The sequence below is a fragment of the Solimonas flava DSM 18980 genome (assembly GCF_000426685.1).
GTDB classification, from domain to species: domain Bacteria; phylum Pseudomonadota; class Gammaproteobacteria; order Nevskiales; family Nevskiaceae; genus Solimonas; species Solimonas flava.
The window spans coordinates 26,082-43,449 of record NZ_AUFV01000003.1 but is presented as its reverse complement, the minus strand read 5'-3'; the positions used below and the strand labels follow the sequence as shown (position 1 = coordinate 43,449).

Here is a 17,368-nt window from a genome sequence, read left to right as displayed (position 1 = left end):
CTGCCTGAAGCGCCGCGCTTGAGCCCCGTCCTGTCCTGCGTGCCGCTGCTGGCGCAGACGGCCACCGCGCTCGGGCGCCGCGTGTGGACGCGCGTGCACGTGCCGGACGATCTCACCGCGGTGTCGCGCGTCGACCGCGAGGCCGAGGTCGATGCGCGCGAGGTCGGCATGCGCGCCGCCGCGCCCGAGCGCATCTGGGCGGCCGTCGAGCATCTGTTCCGCGGCGGCGTGCATCCCGCGATCACGATGGTGCTGCGCCGGCGCGGCCGCATCGTGCTCAAGCGCTCGATCGGCTGCGTGCACGGCAATCTGCCGGGCGACGAGGGCGCGCCGGTCGTGATCCGGCCGGACTCGCCGGTCAGCCTGTTTTCGGCGTCGAAGGCGATCTCGGCGCTGCTCGTGCACAAGCTGGTCGACGACGGCCGCCTGTCGCTCGACGACCGCGTCGTCGACTTCATTCCCGAGTTCGCGCCGCACGGCAAGCATCGCGTCACGATCCGCGGCCTGCTCGCGCATCGCGCCGGCATTCCGGCGGTGCCGCATGTCGAGCCGACGCCGGAACTGCTGCATCGCTGGGACGAGATCATCGACCTGCTGTGCCGGGCGAGGCCCTTCGATCCGGATTTCGGCAAGCAGGCCTATCACGCCCTCAGCGCCGGCTTCATCGTCGGCGAAGTCGTGCGCCGCGCGAGCGGCCGCGAGCTGCCGGAACTGCTGCGCGAATGGCTCGCCGAGCCGCTGGGACTGCAGTACCTGAGCTTCGGTCTGGCGCCGGAGCTGCGCCATCTGGCGCCGGTCAACGCTCGCACCGGGCCGCTGCCGTTCTGGCCGGCGACCGCGTACATCCGGCGCGCGGTCGGCGTGCCGTTCTCGGCCGCGGTCGCGGCGTCGAACCACGAGGCGTTCCTGTCGGCGGTGGTGCCGGCCGGCAACATCTACGCCAACGCCGACGACGTCTCGCGCGTGCTGCAGATGCTGCTCAACGGCGGCGAGCTCGACGGCGTGCGCGTGCTCCGGCCGGAGACCGTCGCCGATGCGCTGCGCCCGGTCGGGCCGCTGCAGGTCGACCGCACGCTGATGTTCCCGCTGCGCTTCTCGGCCGGCTTCATGCTCGGCCAGAACCCGATCGGCCTGTTCGGCCCGCGCAGCGGCATGGCCTTCGGCCATCTCGGCTTCATCAGCGTGCTGTGCTGGGCCGATCCGGAACGCGACATCTCGGTCGCCATCCTCAACACCGGCAAGGCGATGGCGCCGGCGATCGTCACGCGCATGATCGGCGTGCTGCGCGCGATCGCCGACGAGTGCCCGCGCGACGCGATCGTGCGCGGCGGGCGATAGCGCCGCCGCCGCGCGCTCAGGCGCCGATCACGAACGAGCTCATGCTCAGCGAGCTCAGCACCGCCGTGTTGAACAGGCGCAGCGCTTCGCCGGGCTGCTGCAGCGCCAGCGGATACAGCAGCGGGAAGTAATGCTCGGCGGTCGGCACCGCGAGGCGGGCGTTGTCGCCGAAGTTCAGCGCGTAGTCGATCAGCGCCGCATGGTCGCCGGCCTCGAGGCTGCGGCGCCAGCGCGCGTCGCATTCCAGCGCCCAGCCGTACGGCTGCGGCTGATGGAAATCGAAGACGTAAAGGTTGTGCACGGCATTGCCGCTGCCGAGCACCAGCACGCCCTCGTCGCGCAGCGGCGCCAGCGCGCGGCCGAGCCCGTAGTGGAAGGCGGCCGGCTGACGCATGTCGAGGCTCAGTTGCACGACCGGCACGTCGGCGCGCGGACAGAGTGCGAGCAGCACGCTCCAGGCGCCGTGATCGAGGCCGCGGCCGGGGTCGAGATGCACGGTGTGCTGCGCCTGCAGCAGATCGGCGACGCGCTGTGCGAGCGAGGGGCTGCCGGGCGCCGGATAGCGCACGTCGAACAGCGCTTTGGGAAAGCCGTAGAAATCGTGGATCGTCTCCGGCATCGCGGTGGCGCCGAGATAGATGCCGCGCGTTTCCCAGTGCGCCGAGATGCAGAGAATCGCGCGCGGCTTCGGCAGCTCGCGGCCGAGCGCCTGCCAGCGGCGGCGGAAGGCGTTGTCCTCGATCGCGTTCATCGGCGAGCCGTGGCCGATGAACAGTGCCGGCATGCGCGCCGCGCTCACGCGGCCGGCTCCGCCGCGGCATGTACCGGCCGCGGCCGTCTGTCCGTCAGAGTCCGGTCGTCCATGTCCGCCTCACCGCGCCGTGACGAAGTGATCCTAGCGCGCGGCTGAAAGTCGCGCTTGTGCGCTGTGCCGCAGTGCGCGCGCGGCGACGACGGGCCGCGCGCGAAGCTTCAGTGCCTGGGGCCGTTGCCGTGTCCGCGGTCGGGCTTGTGCTCGGGGCCGTGCCCGTTGCCGTGGTCGGCACCGTGGCCGTGCTGTTTCTGGTAGGACGGCACGTAGACCTTTTCGTACCAGTCGTCGTCGACGAAGTAGACGTGCTGGCCGCAGGCGCCGTACTCGGCGCAGTGCTGGCTCCAGTGCTTGGCGTGGCCGGGCGGCACGTGCAGGTAGACCGGCGCGCCGCTCGGCGCGCCGCGCACGATGACCGGTTGCGGGTAGATCAGCCGCGGCTGCGGCATGTCGCCGAGGTCGATGCGGCCGTAGAAGCCGGGCTCGCCGACCGTCACCGACACACCGACCTCGGCCGTCGCGGCGGCGCTGCCGGCGAGCGCGAGCGCGGCGAGGACGAAGTTCAGGGCTTTCATGATCGTGGCTCCGAAGCGGGGACGGACGATTCTAGGCGCGCCGGCGCCGGCTCACCACGACGCCGGATATTCGTCGTGCGTCGGCAGGCCGCCGCTGCCGCAGGCCCATGGCGCGCGCGAGGCCCAGAAGATGTGATCGGTCGGCGTCAGCGGCGGCGGCGTGTCGAGCGAGCCGGCCGGGATCACGACCAGCGTGCTGTTGCGCCGCAAGCGCGGCAGCGGCGCGCCGCAGTGCCGGCAGAACCATTTGCCGAAGGCTTTCGCGCTCGGCAGCTCGTAGCGGCTGATCGCGTCCTCGCCGGCCAGCCAGCGCAGCTGCGCGGCGTCGGCGGTCAGATTGGTCGCATGCCCGGTGCCGCTGCCCTTGCGGCAGCGCGAGCAGTGGCAGTGGATCATCTTCTGGAACGGCGGGTCGATCGCGAAGCGCACCGCGCCGCACAGGCAGCCGCCGTGGATACTGCTGTCAGCCATGCCGGGTCTCCGTTGCGTCGCGATCGCGGTCGACGGCGCCCTCAGGGCAGCGGCTCGACCAGATGCGCGCGATGCGCCGGCGCCGGGTAAGGCTCCGGCCAGAATTCGATGAGGCGCACGATCCGGCCCCGCTCGACCGTGAAGAACGACAGCGCGCGCGCCTGCTGCGTGCCGTCGGTCACCGATACGTCGGTGACGACCTCGTCCGTCGCGGCGACGAGGCGATGGAGCTCGAAGCGCCACGGCCCGTGCGCCGGATATTCGCGATTCATGCGCGCGAAGTTCGCGGCGCCGCGGATGCGCTCGCCGGACTGCGGCCATTCGAGGACGAAGCGCTCGTCGAGCACGGCCGCGACCGAGGCGAAGTCATTCGACGCCATCAGGCGCCAGAAGGTGCGGACCACGGATTCGGCGCTGGCATGGGCGGACGGCATCGGCGCATTGTCGAGCGCGTGCAGACGGCGGACAAGTACGGGCGCCGCGCGGTCGGCATTGGCTCAGCCGGGCGGCAGGACGCGGTAACGGCTCTGCACAAGGCCGTTGGCGGCCGCCGAGGTCTGCAGATGTTCGAGCTGGCCGCCGGCGCCGTCGGCGGCGAACAGCGGGAGGCCGTCGCCGAGCAGCACCGGCACGCGGGTGAGGGTCAGCTCGGTGATCAGGCCGGCGGCGAGAAAGCGCCGGATCGTCAGGCCGCCGTCGATATAGAGATGCCGATGGCCGTCGGCGGCGAGCCGGGCCACGATCGCGGCCGGCGCGCCGCCATTGGCCACGACCTTGCCGGACAGCCGCGGCGGCAGTGCCAGTTCGCGTTCGCTCAGGACCACGACGGTCCGGCCCTCGTACGGCCATTCGGGAAAGTCGCACGCCGTCTCGAAGGTCTTGCGGGCCATGACGATGGCGTCGGCGCGGATGGTGGCGTGCCGCGCATCGCAGCGCTGGCCATTTGCTTGACGTCGGCGCGGATGATGGCGCGACGCTCAGCGCGCGCTGCGGCGGCGCGTGCGGCGCGCCGGGGCATGTTCCGCGGTGCCGGCGGCGTGCGGCACGAGGCCGGCGGCCCGCTCCAGCTCTTCGAGCGCCTCGGCGCTGTAGCCGGCCAGCCGCTGCAGCGACGGCAGCGCGTCGCGGCAGCCGGTGAAGCCGAGCGACAGGCGATCGTGGTAGCCGACCAGGGTGACGTTGAGCGCGTAGCCGTCGAACAGCACCGAGATCGGATACATCGCTTCCAGCTCCGCGCCTTCGAGATAGAGCAGTTCCCTGGAGGCGACCACGTTGGAGACGACGAAGTTGAAGATCGGCGGCAGATGCGAAAGCACGCGCGCCATCTGGCCGAGGAGCAGCGGCGAGAGGCCGAGCATCGTGAACTGCGCGAGCGCTTCTGCCGACATGCCGCGCAGCTGATCCTTGGTGCGCTGCGTGACGGCGCGGATCACGCGCAGGCAGTCGAGCGGATCGTCGGCCTGCGTTTCGAGCGGCACGACGAAGCCGGCGACGGCGTTGCCGGGCTTGCCGTCGGCGCGTGGCAGCCCGACCGGCACCGAGGCGACCAGCGGCTCGTGCGGCAGCGCGTCGAGTTCGAGCAGGTAGCGGCGCACGGCGCCGGCGATCAGCGCCAGCGCGACGTCGTTGACGGTGCTCTGCGTCGCCGCGCTGACCGCCTTGATGCGCGACAGTTCGAACAGCTGCGTGGCGAGCCGGCGCTGCGGCGTGATCGGCACGTTGAGCAGCGTGCGCGGCGTCGACAGGGCCGAGAGGATGCCGCCTTCCGGGTTGTCGCGGCGCCGCGCCATGCGGCGCAGCGTCGATACCAGCTCGCCGCTCGCGCGCAGCTGCGTGCGCACGGCCTCGATGCTCTGCTCGACGGCGTGGCCGTGCGGCGCCTCGCGCGGCTCGCGCGGCTGCGCCGGCAACGCCCACAGCGCCGGCATGTCGCGCTGCAGCGGATCGGCGCTCAGCCAGCGGCGCACGAGCTTGAGTGCGCCCATGCCGTCGAGCGCGCTGTGATGGACCTTGAGGAAGAACGCGAAGCGGTCGTTTTCCAGGCCTTCGATCAGCGTGATCTCCCACGGCGGGCGGCGCAGGTCGAGCGGATGCGAGTGCAGGCGCGCAACCAGCACGCCGAGCTCGCGCTCGCCGCCGGGATACGGCAGCGCCGAATGGCGCACGTGGTAATCGATATCGATGTCCGGGGCCGGCTCCCAGGCCGGCGCCAGCGCCGACCACGGCGTGCGCGCGAGGCGCAGGTTGAACGGCTCGGTGCTCGGCATTTGAGCGCGCAGCTTGGCGAACAGCTGGCGCAGGAAATCGTGCGGCGCGTCCGGCGGCAGGCGGAAGGTCATCAGGCCGCCGACGTGCATCGGCGTGCGCGGCGATTCCATGCGCAGGAACGCGGCATCGACCGGGCTCAGGTATTTCATTGTTCTCCCCCCGCGAATCATGTGGCCGTCTGCGCGGCCCTGTATCTGCATCATGGGCCAAGACTCGGCGGGTCGGCTAGTCATTTCGGGTGAGGCTCGTCCGCGGCGCTGCCCCTACGTTAGCGCGGCGTAATTCCTATAAAGATCGGGAGGGAGGGCCGGCGCAAGCCGGTTGGCGAGTCGATGAACAAGACCAAAGCATGGAAGCGTTGCGGTTGGGTGGTGGCATACGGTGCGGCGCTGGCGGCGTCGCAGGCGCAGGCGGGATCTTTCGACCTGGGCACGGACACCACGCTGGACTACAAGGTCACCGCCAACTACGGCTTGGCGGTGCGTACGGAAAAGCAGGACAAGCGGCTCATCAACGGCCCGGTCGAGGAGTTCCAGTCGTACCTGTTCCCGGTCATTCCGGACGGCCAGCCGAACCAGATCTTCCGCTTCGAGGGTCAGGGCCTGCCGCAGTCGATCAACTCCGACGACGGCAACCGCAACTTCAACCGTGGCGACCTGATCCACAACCGCCTCAGCGTCTACGGCGAGATGCAGCTGCATCACGGCGACTTCGGCGCGGTGCTCAGCGGCTCGGCGTTCTATGACGACGTCTACCATCGCGACAACGCCAACGATTCGCCGCTGACGGTCAACAAGGGCAATCCGCCGGAAGGCATTCCGGACCCGGACTACGACCGCTTCACCGAATCGACCAAGTACTACGACGGCGAGCGCGCGCGTCTGCTCGAAGCCTACGTCTACGGCTCCTTCTATCTCGGCGACGAATCCAGCATCAACGTCCGCCTCGGCCAGCAGCTCGTCGCCTGGGGCGAGAGCCTGTTCATGTCGGGCATCGCCAGCGCGCAGAGCCAGGCCGACGCGACCAAGGCCTTCGTCCCCGGCACCGAGATCAAGGACATCCTGCTGCCGGTGCCGCAGCTCGCGTTCAACGCTTCGATCAACAACGAGCTGACGGCGCTCGGCTACTACAAGTTCGATTTCCGGCCGAACGAGATCTTCCCGGTCGGCGACTACTTCTCGCCGGCCGACGTCGTCGGCCCGGGCGCGCGCTTCGTCTACGGTTCGGCGAACCCGCTGTACGGCGGCCCGGGCAGCTGCACCGGTCTGCTGCAGAACCTGCACGTCGGCACCGTGCCGACGCCGGTCACGCCAGCGCTCGAGAATCTGGTCTGCAACGTGATCCTGGCGCCGGTCGGCCAGCTGGTGAACGCGCCGCGCTACACCTACACCTACCGCGAGAAGGACATCGAGCCGAGCCAGTTCGGCCAGTGGGGCCTCGGCCTGAAGTACCAGCTGACCTCGGTCACCAACGTCGGCCTCTACCACCTGCGTTACCACGATCCGAATCCATCGGTGCGCCTCAACGTCGGCTACGCGCCCTTCGGCTTCCTGCCGAACGGCACGCCGATCACCACGCAGATCATCAACCAGACGGTGCCGGTGTCGTACAACGTCGAGTACTACGACGGCATCCACATGACGGCGATGAGCTTCTCGACGGTGCTCGGCGGCTTCAACGTCGCCGGCGAGCTGAACTACCGCGACGGCGCGCCGACGGCGGTCGAGACGATGATCTCCGGCCATCTCAGCCCGGTCTACTCGCGCTCGAAGAGCGGCCAGCTGCTGATCTCGGCGCTGTACGCGACCAACCCGCGTCTGTTCTTCGACGATCTCGCCTTCGTCGCCGAAGCCGGCTATCTGCACATGATCGACGTCGACCGCGTCGACGCCTCGCCCGGCGTCGTGCCGATCGCCGACGGCAAGAGCCTGGTCTACGACCGTGACGCCTACGGCATCAGCACGCTGCTCATTCCGACCAAGCACAACATCGTCGCGGGCTGGGACTTCAGCATGCCGATCACCTTCGCGTACCTGAAGAACAACCCGGCACTGGCCGGCGCGATGGGTGCGCTCTACGGCGACGGCGACATGCGCACGAGCCTCGGCTTTTCGATGACGTATCTGTCGAACACGCAGATCGGCCTCGGCTACAACTGGTTCTTCGGCGATGCCGGCAAGACGATCGGCAACACCACGCTGGCGGCGAACCCGTACGTCGATCGCGACTATGCGACGCTCAACGTCAAGTACAACTTCTGACCGGGGCTGGTCTCCGGTTCTGGCCTGCGCGGTCGGCCTCCTCCGCCGCGCAGGCGCTTTTGTCCCGATCCCCCACGCGGTGCAGCGATGACAGCGCAGGTTTTCGATCCCACCGAATTTCGCAAGGCGCTCGGCACGTTCGCGACCGGCGTCACCATCATCACCACGCGCACCGCCGATGGCGCCCCGGTCGGCCTGACCGCCAACAGCTTCAACTCGGTCTCGCTGAGTCCGCCGCTGGTGCTGTGGAGCCTCGCCAACAGCTCGGCGAGCCTGGAGATCTTCCGCAAGGCCGAGCACTGGGCGGTGCACGTGCTGGCGACCGATCAGGAAGAACTGTCGGCGCGCTTCGCACGGCGCGGCATCGACAAGTTCGCCGGGCTCGACGTCGACACCGGGCAGGGCGGCGTGCCGCTGCTGCGCGGTTGCGCGGCGCGCTTCGAATGCCGCACGGCGTTCCAGTACGAGGGCGGCGACCACCTGATCTTCGTCGGCGAGGTGCTCGCCTTCGACCGCGCCGAGTCGGCGCCGCTGGTCTTCCACGGCGGCCGCTACGCGCACGCCACGCGCCGCGACGCGCCGGACGTCAAGCCGCGCAATGCGCACCTGGCCGGCAGTTTCTCTGAGGATTTTCTCGGCTATCTGCTCGGCCGCAGCCATTTCCGCTTCTTCGCGCAGCTGCGTGCCGCGCTCGACGCGCAGCACCTCAGCGACATGGAGTTCTACGTGCTGTCGACGCTGACGCTCAAGCCGCTGCTGACGGCGAGCGAACTCGCCGAGGGCATGGCCGGCGTGCTCGACGATCGCCGCAAGCAGGCGCTCGACTCGCTGGTCACCGCGGGGCTGGCGGCGACGCGCACCGGCGACGGCATCGCCTACGAGCTGACCGAGCACGGCCGCGAGGTCGCGCTCGGCCTGATCTCGCGCGCCAAGGCCCTGGAGTCGCAGGTGCTCGAACGCCTCGGTCCGGACGCACCGATCCTGAAGTCGCTGCTCAACCGCCTGCTCGGCGAGATCGACCCGACCGCGGCAGCGCTGTGGCAGGAGCCCGAGGCGGAGCGGCGGCGCTCGGCCGGCTGACCGCGCGCCGGCAGCGCGCGCTCCCGCCTCAGAACATCCGGTACTGGCTGCTCGGGATCACGTCGATCGTGCCCGGGTCGATGAAGCGGTGGACGCTCGTCATCATGCGCTCGAGATTGCGCCGGAACTTCGCCTCGTCGCCGGCCGCGTCGAAGAACACGTAGGGATCGCGCATCGCCGCCGCCGGGAAGCATTCCTCGACGATGGCGTCGATCGCCGGTGCGTCGGGCGTCAGCGGGCGCACGACGACGTTCTGCACGTACTCGAAGTTCGACTGCGTCTCGATGCCGACCGGCGTGTGGCCGTTGTGCCAGATGTCCAGCCATTGCGCAGGGCTCAGGCGCGGCGGCCGGCGCAGGATCGCCAGCTGCGCGAAGCCTTCCGTGCGCAGGCCCGGCTGCGGCGGATGCGCGCGATTGACGATGGCCTGCGACTCGGTGACGAGATAGGCCGCGTGGCGCGGCACGCTCGCCGTGACCGCGGCGTCGATCCCGCTGCGCAGGAAGCCGATCGCGCTGTCGACCCAGACCTGCAGCAGCGCGTCCGGCGGTGGATCGAAGACGCGCTGGCGGATGCCGTCGGCCTCGCGCACCGCGTCGTCGTCGAGGTTCAGGCGCAGGCCGCGCGCGCCGGCGGCCTGCAGCGCCGGCGCCAGCCGTTCGCGCAGGTCGGCGAAGAAGGCGTTGCGCGACTGTGCCGGATCGCGCCAGCCGAGATAGAGGATCTTTTCCATCGGCGGGCCGCCGCCGCAGCGGACGGCGGCCTCTCCCGGTTCAGGGCATGTAGGCGCCGCCGTTGGCGTCGAGCGCGGCGCCGGTCACCGCCGCCGCGTAGTCGGACACCATGAACAGCGCCGCCTTGGCGCAGTCGTCGTCGGTCGGAATCTCGCCGAGCGGAATGTCGGCGGCGACCTGCGCCTTGAGCTTCTCGAGCGGAATGCCGTGCTCCTTGGACTGCCATTCCATGTAGCCCTGCACCGGCGCACCCCACATCCAGCCCATGTGCACGGAGTTGACGCGGATGCCCTTGGGGCCGAGTTCCTTGGCCAGCCACTTCACGGAGTTGGCGAGCGCCGCTTTCGACGCCGCGTAGCCGGCTTCGCCGAGCGGCGGCACCTTGCGCACCGCCATGGTGTTGATCATGACGATCGCGCCGCCCTTGCCCATGTGCGGGATCGTCGCCTGCGTCAGGCGCAGCGTGCCGAGCAGGTTGGTTTCGAGCACCTCGCGCCAGCCGTCGAGATCGGCGGTCGAGGCGTGGTCCATCTCGCCGTGGTAGAAGGCGCTGTTGACGAGCGCGTCGACCTTGCCGAAGCGCTGCGCGGCGACGGCGGCGAGTGCGTCGCACTGCGCGCGCTGGGTGATGTCGCAAACCTGTTTGACGACCTCGGCCTTGACGCCGAGCGCTTTGATGCGCGCCTCGGCATCGTCGAGCTTGTCGGCCGAGCGCGCCGCGACGACCACGCCGCGCGCCCCTTCGCGCGCCGCCTCGATCGCCAGCTTCACGCCGAGTCCGGGGCCGATGCCGGATACGATCACCACCTTGTCCTTCAGCAGCATCTGAACGCTCCTCTGGTTTCGTTGTTGTCTTTGCGGCCCCTGTCCCTGCGTGCACGGACAGGGGCGATAAAGCGCACTGCTTTTCGCACGAGCCGGCGTGGCTTCGAGCAAGCCGTCATTGCGAGCGGCGCCGCGACGAAGCTGTCCGGGTGCGCCGGTCGAGCGCGGCGCCCCGCCGGATGGCTTCGTCGGCCTTCATCCTTCCCGCAATGACGGCGCGACGGCTCGCCGTCAGGCCGTCGCCGGCGCGTCGATGTGGCGTTCGCGATACGCCGCAAAGTCGCGGTCGAGCTGGGCGTCCGACAAGCCGAACTGCTCGGCCGTGTACTGATGACCGCCCTGATGCGACTTCTCGTCGGCGGCGAGCCAGGCGCGCATCGCCTGTTCGGCGTCGGCCGGCAGCGGCAGGCCGAGCCAGGCGTAGATGTCGCGGACGACGTCCATCGGCCGCTTGACGGTGTCGCGGAACTGCACGTCGAAGAACTGCCGCGGCGCCGTCTGCCGCACCGCGTCGGTGTGATCGAGCGCTCGGCGCATCAGCGCGCTCCACTCGTGGCCGGCGCGCTCGGCGCTGGCCTGTTCGCTGTAGATGCACCACAGCGTGTGGATGAAGCTCGAAATCGACGGAATGCTCTGGCGCGGATCGCGGTGCGTGAGGATCACCTGCGCGCCCGGGAACACCTTCAGCAGCAGGTGCATGCGCAGCAGGTGGTGCGGCGCCTTCAGCACCCAGCGTTCGGCCGTGACGCCGCGCTGGCGCTTCTGCCACTGCAGGAACTGCAGGCCGCGGCGCAGAAATTCGTAGACCGGCGTCTGATCCTGCGCGTCGAGCCACTGCATGTAGCCGGGAATGTCGGCGTAGGCGTTGTAGGCCGACATCATCGTGTGCTCGGTGAGCATCACTTCCTCGTCGGCCTCGTCGGCGTGCATCGGGTGCATCGCCGCCAGCTTCGGCATCGCCGTCGTCATCAGCTCGCACAGCGCGCGGCCTTCCTGGATGCGCAGCGTCGGCTCGGCCAGCGTCTCGCCGTCGAACGGCACCGGGAACTGCGATTCCCAGAACGACATCCAGTAGAAGCGCGGGTCGCGCGACAGCAGCCGGTGCAGCTTGGTCGTGCCGGTGCGCGGCAGGCCGACGATGACGATCGGCGCCGCGATCTTCTCCTGCGCGATCTCCGGATGCCGGGCGAAGGCGTCCTCGATGCGCAGGCGGTTGGCCAGCTGCGTGACGATCTTCTGGCGCAGCAGGTAGCGGCCGGTGTCGGACAGCTTCGCTTCCTGGTCGAGCGCGGCGCAGAGCCGGTCGAGCGCCGGGCGCAGCGGCGGTGCGCCGAAATCGGCCAGGCCGCCGGCGGCGGCGCGGGCATCGGCGATCAGTTCGTCGGGAACGAGGGTGGTGGCGTTGCTCATGCGGCGAGGGTCTGGTGGAGCTGGTCGTGCTTGACGACGGTGGTGACGGGATGGACCTGCTCGTGCGCACCGACCCAGCGCAGGCACATCGTGCCGCGCTCATGGCCGGCGGTTTCGAGCCAATTCACGGTCTGGGTCGGGGCGTGCTGCGGGTCGCGGTGCGCGAGCACGATCGTGCAGCTGCCATCGGCGGCGAGCTGCGCGCTGTGCTTGTTGAGGTGGATGCGGTGGTAGCGGTAGTCGAGCGACTCCATCCACCAGTTGTTGATCTGCAGGTTCCAGAAGCGGCAGTCGGGGATGCGCGGCAGGCGGATCACCAGCGCCTCGTCGGGCGCGAGCTGCCAGTACGAGTGGTAGTAGAAGATGTTCGGATCACCGCCGACGCTCTGGCACAGCGCCTGGTCGGCCGGCGGCAGCTGGTTGGCGTGCGGCAGATAGCTCTGCGCCCAGTTGGCGAACAGCGTCGCCGTGCCGTCGACGAAGCGCGCGGCGTTGCGCAGCCCGGCCTGCAGGCGCACGGCCGACAGCGGTGCCGGCTGGGCGTCGGTGCCGGTGCGCGCGATCGTCAGCTGCGCCGGCTTCTCGGTTTTGCGGTCGAGGAAGGTCTGGCGGACGATCACCGCGTTGCTGTCGGCCTCGATGCGCAGCCAGTCGCCGCTCGCCGGCTGCTCGGCGCTGACGCGAATCTCGAACTCGCCGTTCGGCCCCAGATGCAGATCCTTGGCGTCGATGAAGCCGGTCTGCTCCATCTTGCCGTTGGTTTCGTAGCCGCCCTTCTGCGTGCCGATCGACAGGTACGAAACGCTGCCGCGGGTGCCGCGGATCACGTACTCGTGGCGGCCGTTGATCTTGGCGAAGAGATAGGCGTTGTCCGGATTGTCGGCGCCGATCTTGCCGGTCTCGTGCGAGGGCAGGAAGAAGCCCGGGAAATCGGCATCGGCGAATTCCAGGTGCATCTCCAGACCGATGCGCAGCAGCCGCGTCAGATAGCGCCAGCCCTCGGCGCGGTCGAGCGCGTCGGCCGGCGCCTCGGGACGCAGGACCTGACGGCCGGCCTGTTTCAGCGCCTCGCAGAATTCATCCCAGACCGCGCCCGAGACCACGTCGCGCACGGCGCTTTCGTCGCTGTTCATCGCCCGGTTCTCCTCGTTCGGTCGTTACGCTCGTTGAGCGATCGACAGTAGGACCGTCGCCAGGCAGCGACTTCATCTGTTTGAACTAGGCTGTGCGCGCCGCGCGCGCGGCGCGTGTGCGCGGCGTCAGTGCGTCGTCAGGCGCGGCCGCAGCCATAGCAGCGGCGGCAGCATCGCCAGCGCCGCGGCGAGGTCGGCGACCAGGCCCGGCGTGAAGCCGAAGCTCAGGCACAGCGCCAGATCGAGCGGCAGCCAGGTGAGCACGGCGTAGATCAGCGCGTCGCAGGCCCAGCGCCGGCCTTCGCGCAGGCCGCGCCGCACGAGGAACCAGGCGAGCAGTCCCCAGCTCGCCAGCGTCGGGCCGAAGGCGGCGATCCAGAAACGCGCGCTCGCGGTGGCGTCGCCGGGCGCCGGCAGCCAGATATCGAGCGCGTTGCCGTAGAGCACCACGAACGGCAGCGCGAGTCCGCCGACGACATGGAGCAGCGCCAGCGTTTCGAGCCAGCGGCAGGCGTTGCGGCCGGCGAGATCGAGGCCGCTGCGCGGCAGCGGAGGCCAGGGACGTGCCATCGTTTCAGCTCCGGCTCGCGGCGAGCTTGAGGCCGAACAGCACGAACACGCCGCCGCTGCCGCGGTCCAGCGCGCGCACCGCGGCCGGGCGCGCCAGCCAGCGGCCGAGCGGCCGGGTCGCCAGCGTCAGCAGGCCGAACCAGATCAGGCCGAGAACGGCGTGAATGCCGGCGAGCAGCGTGCTGAAGGCGACGACGTCGACGCCGGCCGGCACGAACTGCGGCAGGAAGCTGACGTAGAACACGCCGACCTTGGGGTTCAGCAGATTGGTCAGCAGGCCGCGCGCGAAACCGTTGCCGCGCCGCGCCGCGGCGGCGTCGACCGGCAGCGCCGCGCGCGGCCGCAGCAGCAGCTGTGCGCCGAGCCACAGCAGGTAGGCGGCGCCGGCGAGGCGCAGCGCCTCGTAGGCCAGTGTCGACACTGCGAACAGCGCGCCGAGGCCGAGCGCGACGGCGAGACCCCAGAGCAGGCAGCCGGCGCAGATGCCGGCGCCGGCGAGCAGCGCGCGGCGCGGGCCCTCGGCGATCGCCGTGCGCAGCACGAGCAGGGTGTCGAGGCCGGGCGTGATCGTCAGCAGGCCGGCGGCAGCGGTGAACATCAGCAGGGCGGGCAGCAAGGCGGGCAGCGTAGTCATGGGCGGATGCTTCGAACGCGCGCTCAGCGCTGGCACCGCGGACAGTAGCAGGACGCGCGGCCGCCGAGCACGAGTCCCTTGATGAGGGTGCCGCAGACGCGGCACGGCTCGCCGTCGCGGCCGTAGACCGACAGTTCCTGCTGGAAATAGCCGGACGCGCCGTCGGCGCCGGCGAAGTCGCGCAGCGTGGTGCCGCCGCGTTCGATCGCCTCGGCGAGCACTTCACGAATCCTGTCGGCGAGCCGCGCGCAGTCGGCGCGCGTCAGCCTGCCGGCGCGGCGCGTCGGCCGGATGCCGGCGCGGAACAGGCTTTCGGCGGCGTAGATGTTGCCGGCGCCGACCACGATGTGGCCGTCCATCACGAAGTTCTTCACCGCGACGCTGCGGCCGCGCGACTTGCGGAACAGGTAGTCGCCGTCGAAAGCCGGATCGAAGGGCTCGGGCCCCATGCCGGCGAGCAGCGGGTGGACGTTCTCGTCGCGCGACCACCACAGCACGGCGCCGAAGCGGCGCGGGTCGTGGAAGCGGATCAGGGTGTCGCCGTCGAGCAGGAAATCGACGTGATCGTGCTTGACCAGTGGCTGCGCCGGGTCGAGCACCAGCAGGCGCCCGGTCATGCCCAGGTGCCAGATCATGCGGTCGCCCGAATCGAGCGTGACGATCAGGTACTTGCCGCGCCGCGCGATGCGTTCGATGCGGCGATCGGCGGCGTCGTGCGCCAGGCTTGCCGGCACCGGCCAGCGCAGCCGCGCGTCGCGCACCGTGACGCGCGCGATGCGCCGGCCGCGGACGTAGGGCTCGAGGCCGCGGCGAACGGTTTCGACTTCGGGAAGCTCGGGCATGGCGGATCGTCAATCGGATCGCGGGCCCGAAAAACAAGACGGCCCGCATCGGCGGGCCGCATTGTTTCACGAAACGACGGGTCGTTCAGGGCTTGGCCGGTGCGGCGGCGGGCGCTGGCGTCGCGGCGCCGGCGGCATCGCCCGTCGGCGCCGGTTTCGGCGCTTCCGGCAGCTTCAGCAGCGTGTCGGCGTCGGCCTTCGACAGCGAGTAGCGCAGCTTCAGGTCGGGGCGGTCGAGGATCAGCTGTGGCTCTCGCGATACCAGCACGAGATGTACGGCGGCGCCGTCCTTCAGCGTCAGCGTGATCGGCTCGCCCTGGCCGCCGTCGGCCGGCATTTTCGCGTTCCACATTGCGCGCGCCTTGCGCCAGGCCTCGGTGAAGGCGGCCAGCGCGTCGCTCGAGGCGTCGGCCGCGGCCGGATTCGCGGTCCAGGTCTTGCCGTCGGCGGCGCGCGCGACCGTCAGCCCCGGCACCTCGATCTTCTGCAGTTCGGCGGCGGCCGGCAGCAGGTCCTTGGCGACCAGATCGCTGTAGTCGGCGTCGACGGCGGTCGATGACGGATCGTCGATCAGCGCGACCGCGTCGCCGACCCGCACGTAGCGACGGTATTCGAGCGGTTCCATGTCGCCGAAGTCGAGCTTCTGGTCGTTCAGCGTGACGCTGAACTGCGGCGGGTCGAGCTTGAGCTCGCCGAGCTTGACCTCGGCGAGCGGCAGCTTGCGCTTGGTCTCCTGCGTCGCGAGGTTGACCAGCGAGGCGACTTCGAACGGATCGGTCGCGGCCTGCACCGGCGCGGTCAGCTGCCAGCGCCCGGCCTGCTTGTCGAGGCGGATCGTCGGCTGGCCCGGATGCTCGATGCGGATCGAGGTCACGGCGTCGGCCGCCAGCGTGGTCAGCGGCGCGCCCTTGTCTTCCTTCTTCTGCGTGAAGTAAAGCGCCGCGGCGAGGCCGGCGACGACCAGCACGAGGAGGGCATTGAGCTGCATGCGGTTCATCGCGTTCTCCCGCGTCAGCGGCGCCGGCGCACGGCCCAGCGCAGCACGCCGTAGCCGAGCAGCAGCAGCGGCAGCAGCACGATGAAGCCGCCGGCGATCGCCAGCGTCGCCCAGCCCGGCAGGTACAGGGCGCGGTCCGGCGCCTTCGGCACGTCGATGTTCAGCTGCGCATCGCGGCTGGCCAGCCACTGCACGAGATTGAGGCCGAGCTGCTGGTTGCCGAGCTGGTCGAGATAGGCGTCGGACAGGAAGTCGGCGTCGCCGATCAGCGCGACGCGCTGCGGGTGCGCCTGCGCTTCCGGGGCGGCGTCCTGCTTCGCGTCGGGCTTGGCGGCAGCGGCCGGCTTGTAGTCGCGCGTCAGCGTCGCGCCGATCGTCAGCGGGCCCTTGATGTCGTTGCCGTCGAACTGCACGGCACCGGCGTTGATGTCGCCGGTTTCGAGCCAGGCCGAGTCGCCGGTTTTCAGCAGCGGCTGCGCCTTCCAGTCGCCGGCCGGCGCGGTCGCCAGCGAGCGCACCAGCGGGAACAGCGTGACCATGTCCAGGCCCTGCGTCACCGGGTTCGGCGGATAGTCGATCGCGGCGAAGAAGCCGGGGTGGCCGGTGCCGAGGATCTGGTAGTCCGGGAAGATCGCGTAGCCGTTCTGCCAGCTGATGCCCAGTTCCTTGGCGAGCGGCTCGAGGCCCGGCGCGTAATTGGGATCGGCCAGCCACAGCACGTTGCCGCCGTGCGCGACGTAGTCGGCGACGATCTGCGCCTCGCCGTCGAGCAGCTTCGAGGCCGGCGAGGCGATCACCAGCACGCTGGTGTTGTCCGGGATCTTCGGCGTCTTGACCAGATTGAGGCCCTGGACCTTGAGGCCCTTGTCCTTCAGCGCCTGCGCGAAGCGGCTGAACGAGGTCGGGCCGGGCTCGGAGGTGGAACGCTCGCCGTGGCCTTCGAGGAACACCACCCACTGTTCGCCGCCGTAGGCGAGGCGCTGCAGCGCGGTGGTGATCGCCGGTTCGGTCGTCGCGTTCAGCGTCTCGCGGCGGCCCTGATACTCGGCGACGATCTGGCCGACGTAGTTGACGTTGAACTCGCGGACCTTCTGCGGCGAGGCGCTCGGGTCGATGAAGTCGAGCTCGATGTTCTTCTTGACGCGCGTGTAGCGCTCGAGGTCGGCCTCGATCGCATGGCGCGTGTCGGCGCCGCTCGGCGCGAACACGTGGAAGACGATCGGATCGGGCATCGATTCGAGCTGCTTGACGCTCGCCGCGGTCAGCGTATTGCGCTTGCCGGCGGTCCAGTCGATGTCGGCCTTGAAGCGCACCGACAGGAAGCCGAGCAGCACGATCACCGCGAGGATCAGCAGGCCGTTGAACAGCTGCTGCGCAAGGATTTGCTTCTTCTGTTTCATGGCTTTCTTCTTGGGAGTC

Annotated in this window: 18 protein-coding genes; 3 read left to right on the top strand and 15 right to left on the bottom strand. The window is 70.0% G+C overall.

Going from position 1 to position 17,368, the window contains the following annotated elements:
• Positions 1-18 precede the first annotated feature (18 nt).
• On the top strand, positions 19-1,338 hold the full coding sequence (locus tag K343_RS21080; RefSeq protein ID WP_154662451.1) for a serine hydrolase domain-containing protein: 1,320 nt from the start codon (positions 19-21) through the stop codon (positions 1,336-1,338).
• Between the two features lie 16 nt (positions 1,339-1,354).
• Here K343_RS21080 and ygiD read toward each other — a convergent pair whose 3' ends face one another.
• From ygiD to K343_RS0105235, 6 genes are all read right to left on the bottom strand, one after another.
• A complete protein-coding gene (gene ygiD, locus K343_RS0105260; protein WP_028007157.1) occupies positions 1,355-2,137 on the bottom strand; it encodes a 4,5-DOPA-extradiol-dioxygenase in 783 nt (260 codons plus the stop codon).
• A gap of 173 nt (positions 2,138-2,310) precedes the next feature.
• Positions 2,311-2,724 carry a hypothetical protein gene (locus tag K343_RS0105255; RefSeq protein WP_028007156.1) on the bottom strand — a complete coding sequence of 138 codons (414 nt, stop codon included), beginning with the start codon at positions 2,722-2,724 and terminating at the stop codon, positions 2,311-2,313.
• A 51-nt stretch (positions 2,725-2,775) separates the two neighbouring features.
• Positions 2,776-3,195, bottom strand: coding sequence for a GFA family protein (locus K343_RS0105250; RefSeq protein WP_028007155.1), 420 nt, complete (start codon positions 3,193-3,195; stop codon positions 2,776-2,778).
• Positions 3,196-3,236: 41 nt separating this feature from the next.
• Positions 3,237-3,629, bottom strand: a complete 393-nt coding sequence (locus K343_RS0105245; RefSeq protein WP_028007154.1) for a nuclear transport factor 2 family protein — start codon at positions 3,627-3,629, stop codon at positions 3,237-3,239.
• Between the two features lie 63 nt (positions 3,630-3,692).
• Entirely contained in the window at positions 3,693-4,085 is a 393-nt protein-coding gene (locus tag K343_RS21075; RefSeq protein WP_245585128.1) for a dihydrofolate reductase family protein, read from the bottom strand.
• Positions 4,086-4,172: 87 nt separating this feature from the next.
• On the bottom strand, positions 4,173-5,612 hold the full coding sequence (locus tag K343_RS0105235) for a WS/DGAT/MGAT family O-acyltransferase (protein WP_028007153.1): 1,440 nt from the start codon (positions 5,610-5,612) through the stop codon (positions 4,173-4,175).
• Positions 5,613-5,795: 183 nt separating this feature from the next.
• Between K343_RS0105235 and K343_RS0105230 the strand changes: the two genes are divergently transcribed.
• Positions 5,796-7,724 carry a DUF1302 domain-containing protein gene (locus K343_RS0105230; RefSeq protein WP_028007152.1) on the top strand — a complete coding sequence of 643 codons (1,929 nt, stop codon included), beginning with the start codon at positions 5,796-5,798 and terminating at the stop codon, positions 7,722-7,724.
• An 87-nt stretch (positions 7,725-7,811) separates the two neighbouring features.
• A complete protein-coding gene (locus tag K343_RS0105225) occupies positions 7,812-8,804 on the top strand; it encodes a flavin reductase (protein ID WP_028007151.1) in 993 nt (330 codons plus the stop codon).
• Positions 8,805-8,832: 28 nt separating this feature from the next.
• Here K343_RS0105225 and K343_RS0105220 read toward each other — a convergent pair whose 3' ends face one another.
• The 9 genes from K343_RS0105220 to K343_RS0105180 form a co-directional block, all read right to left on the bottom strand.
• Complete coding sequence (locus K343_RS0105220) at positions 8,833-9,537, bottom strand: EthD domain-containing protein (RefSeq protein WP_028007150.1); 705 nt, start codon at positions 9,535-9,537, stop codon at positions 8,833-8,835.
• Positions 9,538-9,577: 40 nt separating this feature from the next.
• Positions 9,578-10,363 carry an SDR family oxidoreductase gene (locus tag K343_RS0105215; protein WP_028007149.1) on the bottom strand — a complete coding sequence of 262 codons (786 nt, stop codon included), beginning with the start codon at positions 10,361-10,363 and terminating at the stop codon, positions 9,578-9,580.
• Positions 10,364-10,594: 231 nt separating this feature from the next.
• Positions 10,595-11,773, bottom strand: a complete 1,179-nt coding sequence (locus K343_RS0105210) for a sulfotransferase family protein (protein ID WP_028007148.1) — start codon at positions 11,771-11,773, stop codon at positions 10,595-10,597.
• Positions 11,770-12,906 carry a DUF1214 domain-containing protein gene (locus tag K343_RS0105205; protein ID WP_028007147.1) on the bottom strand — a complete coding sequence of 379 codons (1,137 nt, stop codon included), beginning with the start codon at positions 12,904-12,906 and terminating at the stop codon, positions 11,770-11,772. Before K343_RS0105205 ends, K343_RS0105210 begins: the two co-directional genes overlap by 4 nt.
• A gap of 126 nt (positions 12,907-13,032) precedes the next feature.
• A complete protein-coding gene (locus K343_RS23260; RefSeq protein WP_028007146.1) occupies positions 13,033-13,476 on the bottom strand; it encodes a hypothetical protein in 444 nt (147 codons plus the stop codon).
• A 4-nt stretch (positions 13,477-13,480) separates the two neighbouring features.
• Positions 13,481-14,110, bottom strand: a complete 630-nt coding sequence (locus K343_RS0105195; protein WP_028007145.1) for a LysE family translocator — start codon at positions 14,108-14,110, stop codon at positions 13,481-13,483.
• A 23-nt stretch (positions 14,111-14,133) separates the two neighbouring features.
• Positions 14,134-14,952, bottom strand: coding sequence for a bifunctional DNA-formamidopyrimidine glycosylase/DNA-(apurinic or apyrimidinic site) lyase (gene mutM / locus K343_RS0105190; protein WP_028007144.1), 819 nt, complete (start codon positions 14,950-14,952; stop codon positions 14,134-14,136).
• Between the two features lie 85 nt (positions 14,953-15,037).
• Positions 15,038-15,949 (bottom strand): DUF4340 domain-containing protein, encoded by a 912-nt coding sequence (locus K343_RS0105185; protein WP_028007143.1) that lies wholly within the window; start codon positions 15,947-15,949, stop codon positions 15,038-15,040.
• Positions 15,950-15,963: 14 nt separating this feature from the next.
• Entirely contained in the window at positions 15,964-17,349 is a 1,386-nt protein-coding gene (locus K343_RS0105180) for a GldG family protein (protein ID WP_028007142.1), read from the bottom strand.
• Positions 17,350-17,368 lie beyond the last annotated feature (19 nt).

What these genes read in the sequence shown, in the direction of transcription:
- K343_RS0105180 (WP_028007142.1), bottom strand. Translation starts at nt 17,349, where the DNA reads ATGAAACAGAAGAAGCAAATCCTTGCGCAGCAGCTGTTCAACGGCCTG.
- K343_RS0105220 (WP_028007150.1), bottom strand. Translation starts at nt 9,537, where the DNA reads ATGGAAAAGATCCTCTATCTCGGCTGGCGCGATCCGGCACAGTCGCGC.
- K343_RS0105255 (WP_028007156.1), bottom strand. Translation starts at nt 2,724, where the DNA reads ATGAAAGCCCTGAACTTCGTCCTCGCCGCGCTCGCGCTCGCCGGCAGC.
- K343_RS0105225 (WP_028007151.1), top strand. Translation starts at nt 7,812, where the DNA reads ATGACAGCGCAGGTTTTCGATCCCACCGAATTTCGCAAGGCGCTCGGC.
- K343_RS0105185 (WP_028007143.1), bottom strand. Translation starts at nt 15,949, where the DNA reads ATGAACCGCATGCAGCTCAATGCCCTCCTCGTGCTGGTCGTCGCCGGC.
- K343_RS0105245 (WP_028007154.1), bottom strand. Translation starts at nt 3,629, where the DNA reads ATGCCGTCCGCCCATGCCAGCGCCGAATCCGTGGTCCGCACCTTCTGG.
- K343_RS0105195 (WP_028007145.1), bottom strand. Translation starts at nt 14,110, where the DNA reads ATGACTACGCTGCCCGCCTTGCTGCCCGCCCTGCTGATGTTCACCGCT.
- K343_RS0105250 (WP_028007155.1), bottom strand. Translation starts at nt 3,195, where the DNA reads ATGGCTGACAGCAGTATCCACGGCGGCTGCCTGTGCGGCGCGGTGCGC.
- K343_RS0105230 (WP_028007152.1), top strand. Translation starts at nt 5,796, where the DNA reads ATGAACAAGACCAAAGCATGGAAGCGTTGCGGTTGGGTGGTGGCATAC.
- mutM (WP_028007144.1), bottom strand. Translation starts at nt 14,952, where the DNA reads ATGCCCGAGCTTCCCGAAGTCGAAACCGTTCGCCGCGGCCTCGAGCCC.
- K343_RS23260 (WP_028007146.1), bottom strand. Translation starts at nt 13,476, where the DNA reads ATGGCACGTCCCTGGCCTCCGCTGCCGCGCAGCGGCCTCGATCTCGCC.
- K343_RS0105205 (WP_028007147.1), bottom strand. Translation starts at nt 12,906, where the DNA reads ATGAACAGCGACGAAAGCGCCGTGCGCGACGTGGTCTCGGGCGCGGTC.
- K343_RS0105235 (WP_028007153.1), bottom strand. Translation starts at nt 5,612, where the DNA reads ATGAAATACCTGAGCCCGGTCGATGCCGCGTTCCTGCGCATGGAATCG.
- K343_RS0105210 (WP_028007148.1), bottom strand. Translation starts at nt 11,773, where the DNA reads ATGAGCAACGCCACCACCCTCGTTCCCGACGAACTGATCGCCGATGCC.
- K343_RS0105215 (WP_028007149.1), bottom strand. Translation starts at nt 10,363, where the DNA reads ATGCTGCTGAAGGACAAGGTGGTGATCGTATCCGGCATCGGCCCCGGA.
- K343_RS21075 (WP_245585128.1), bottom strand. Translation starts at nt 4,085, where the DNA reads ATGGCCCGCAAGACCTTCGAGACGGCGTGCGACTTTCCCGAATGGCCG.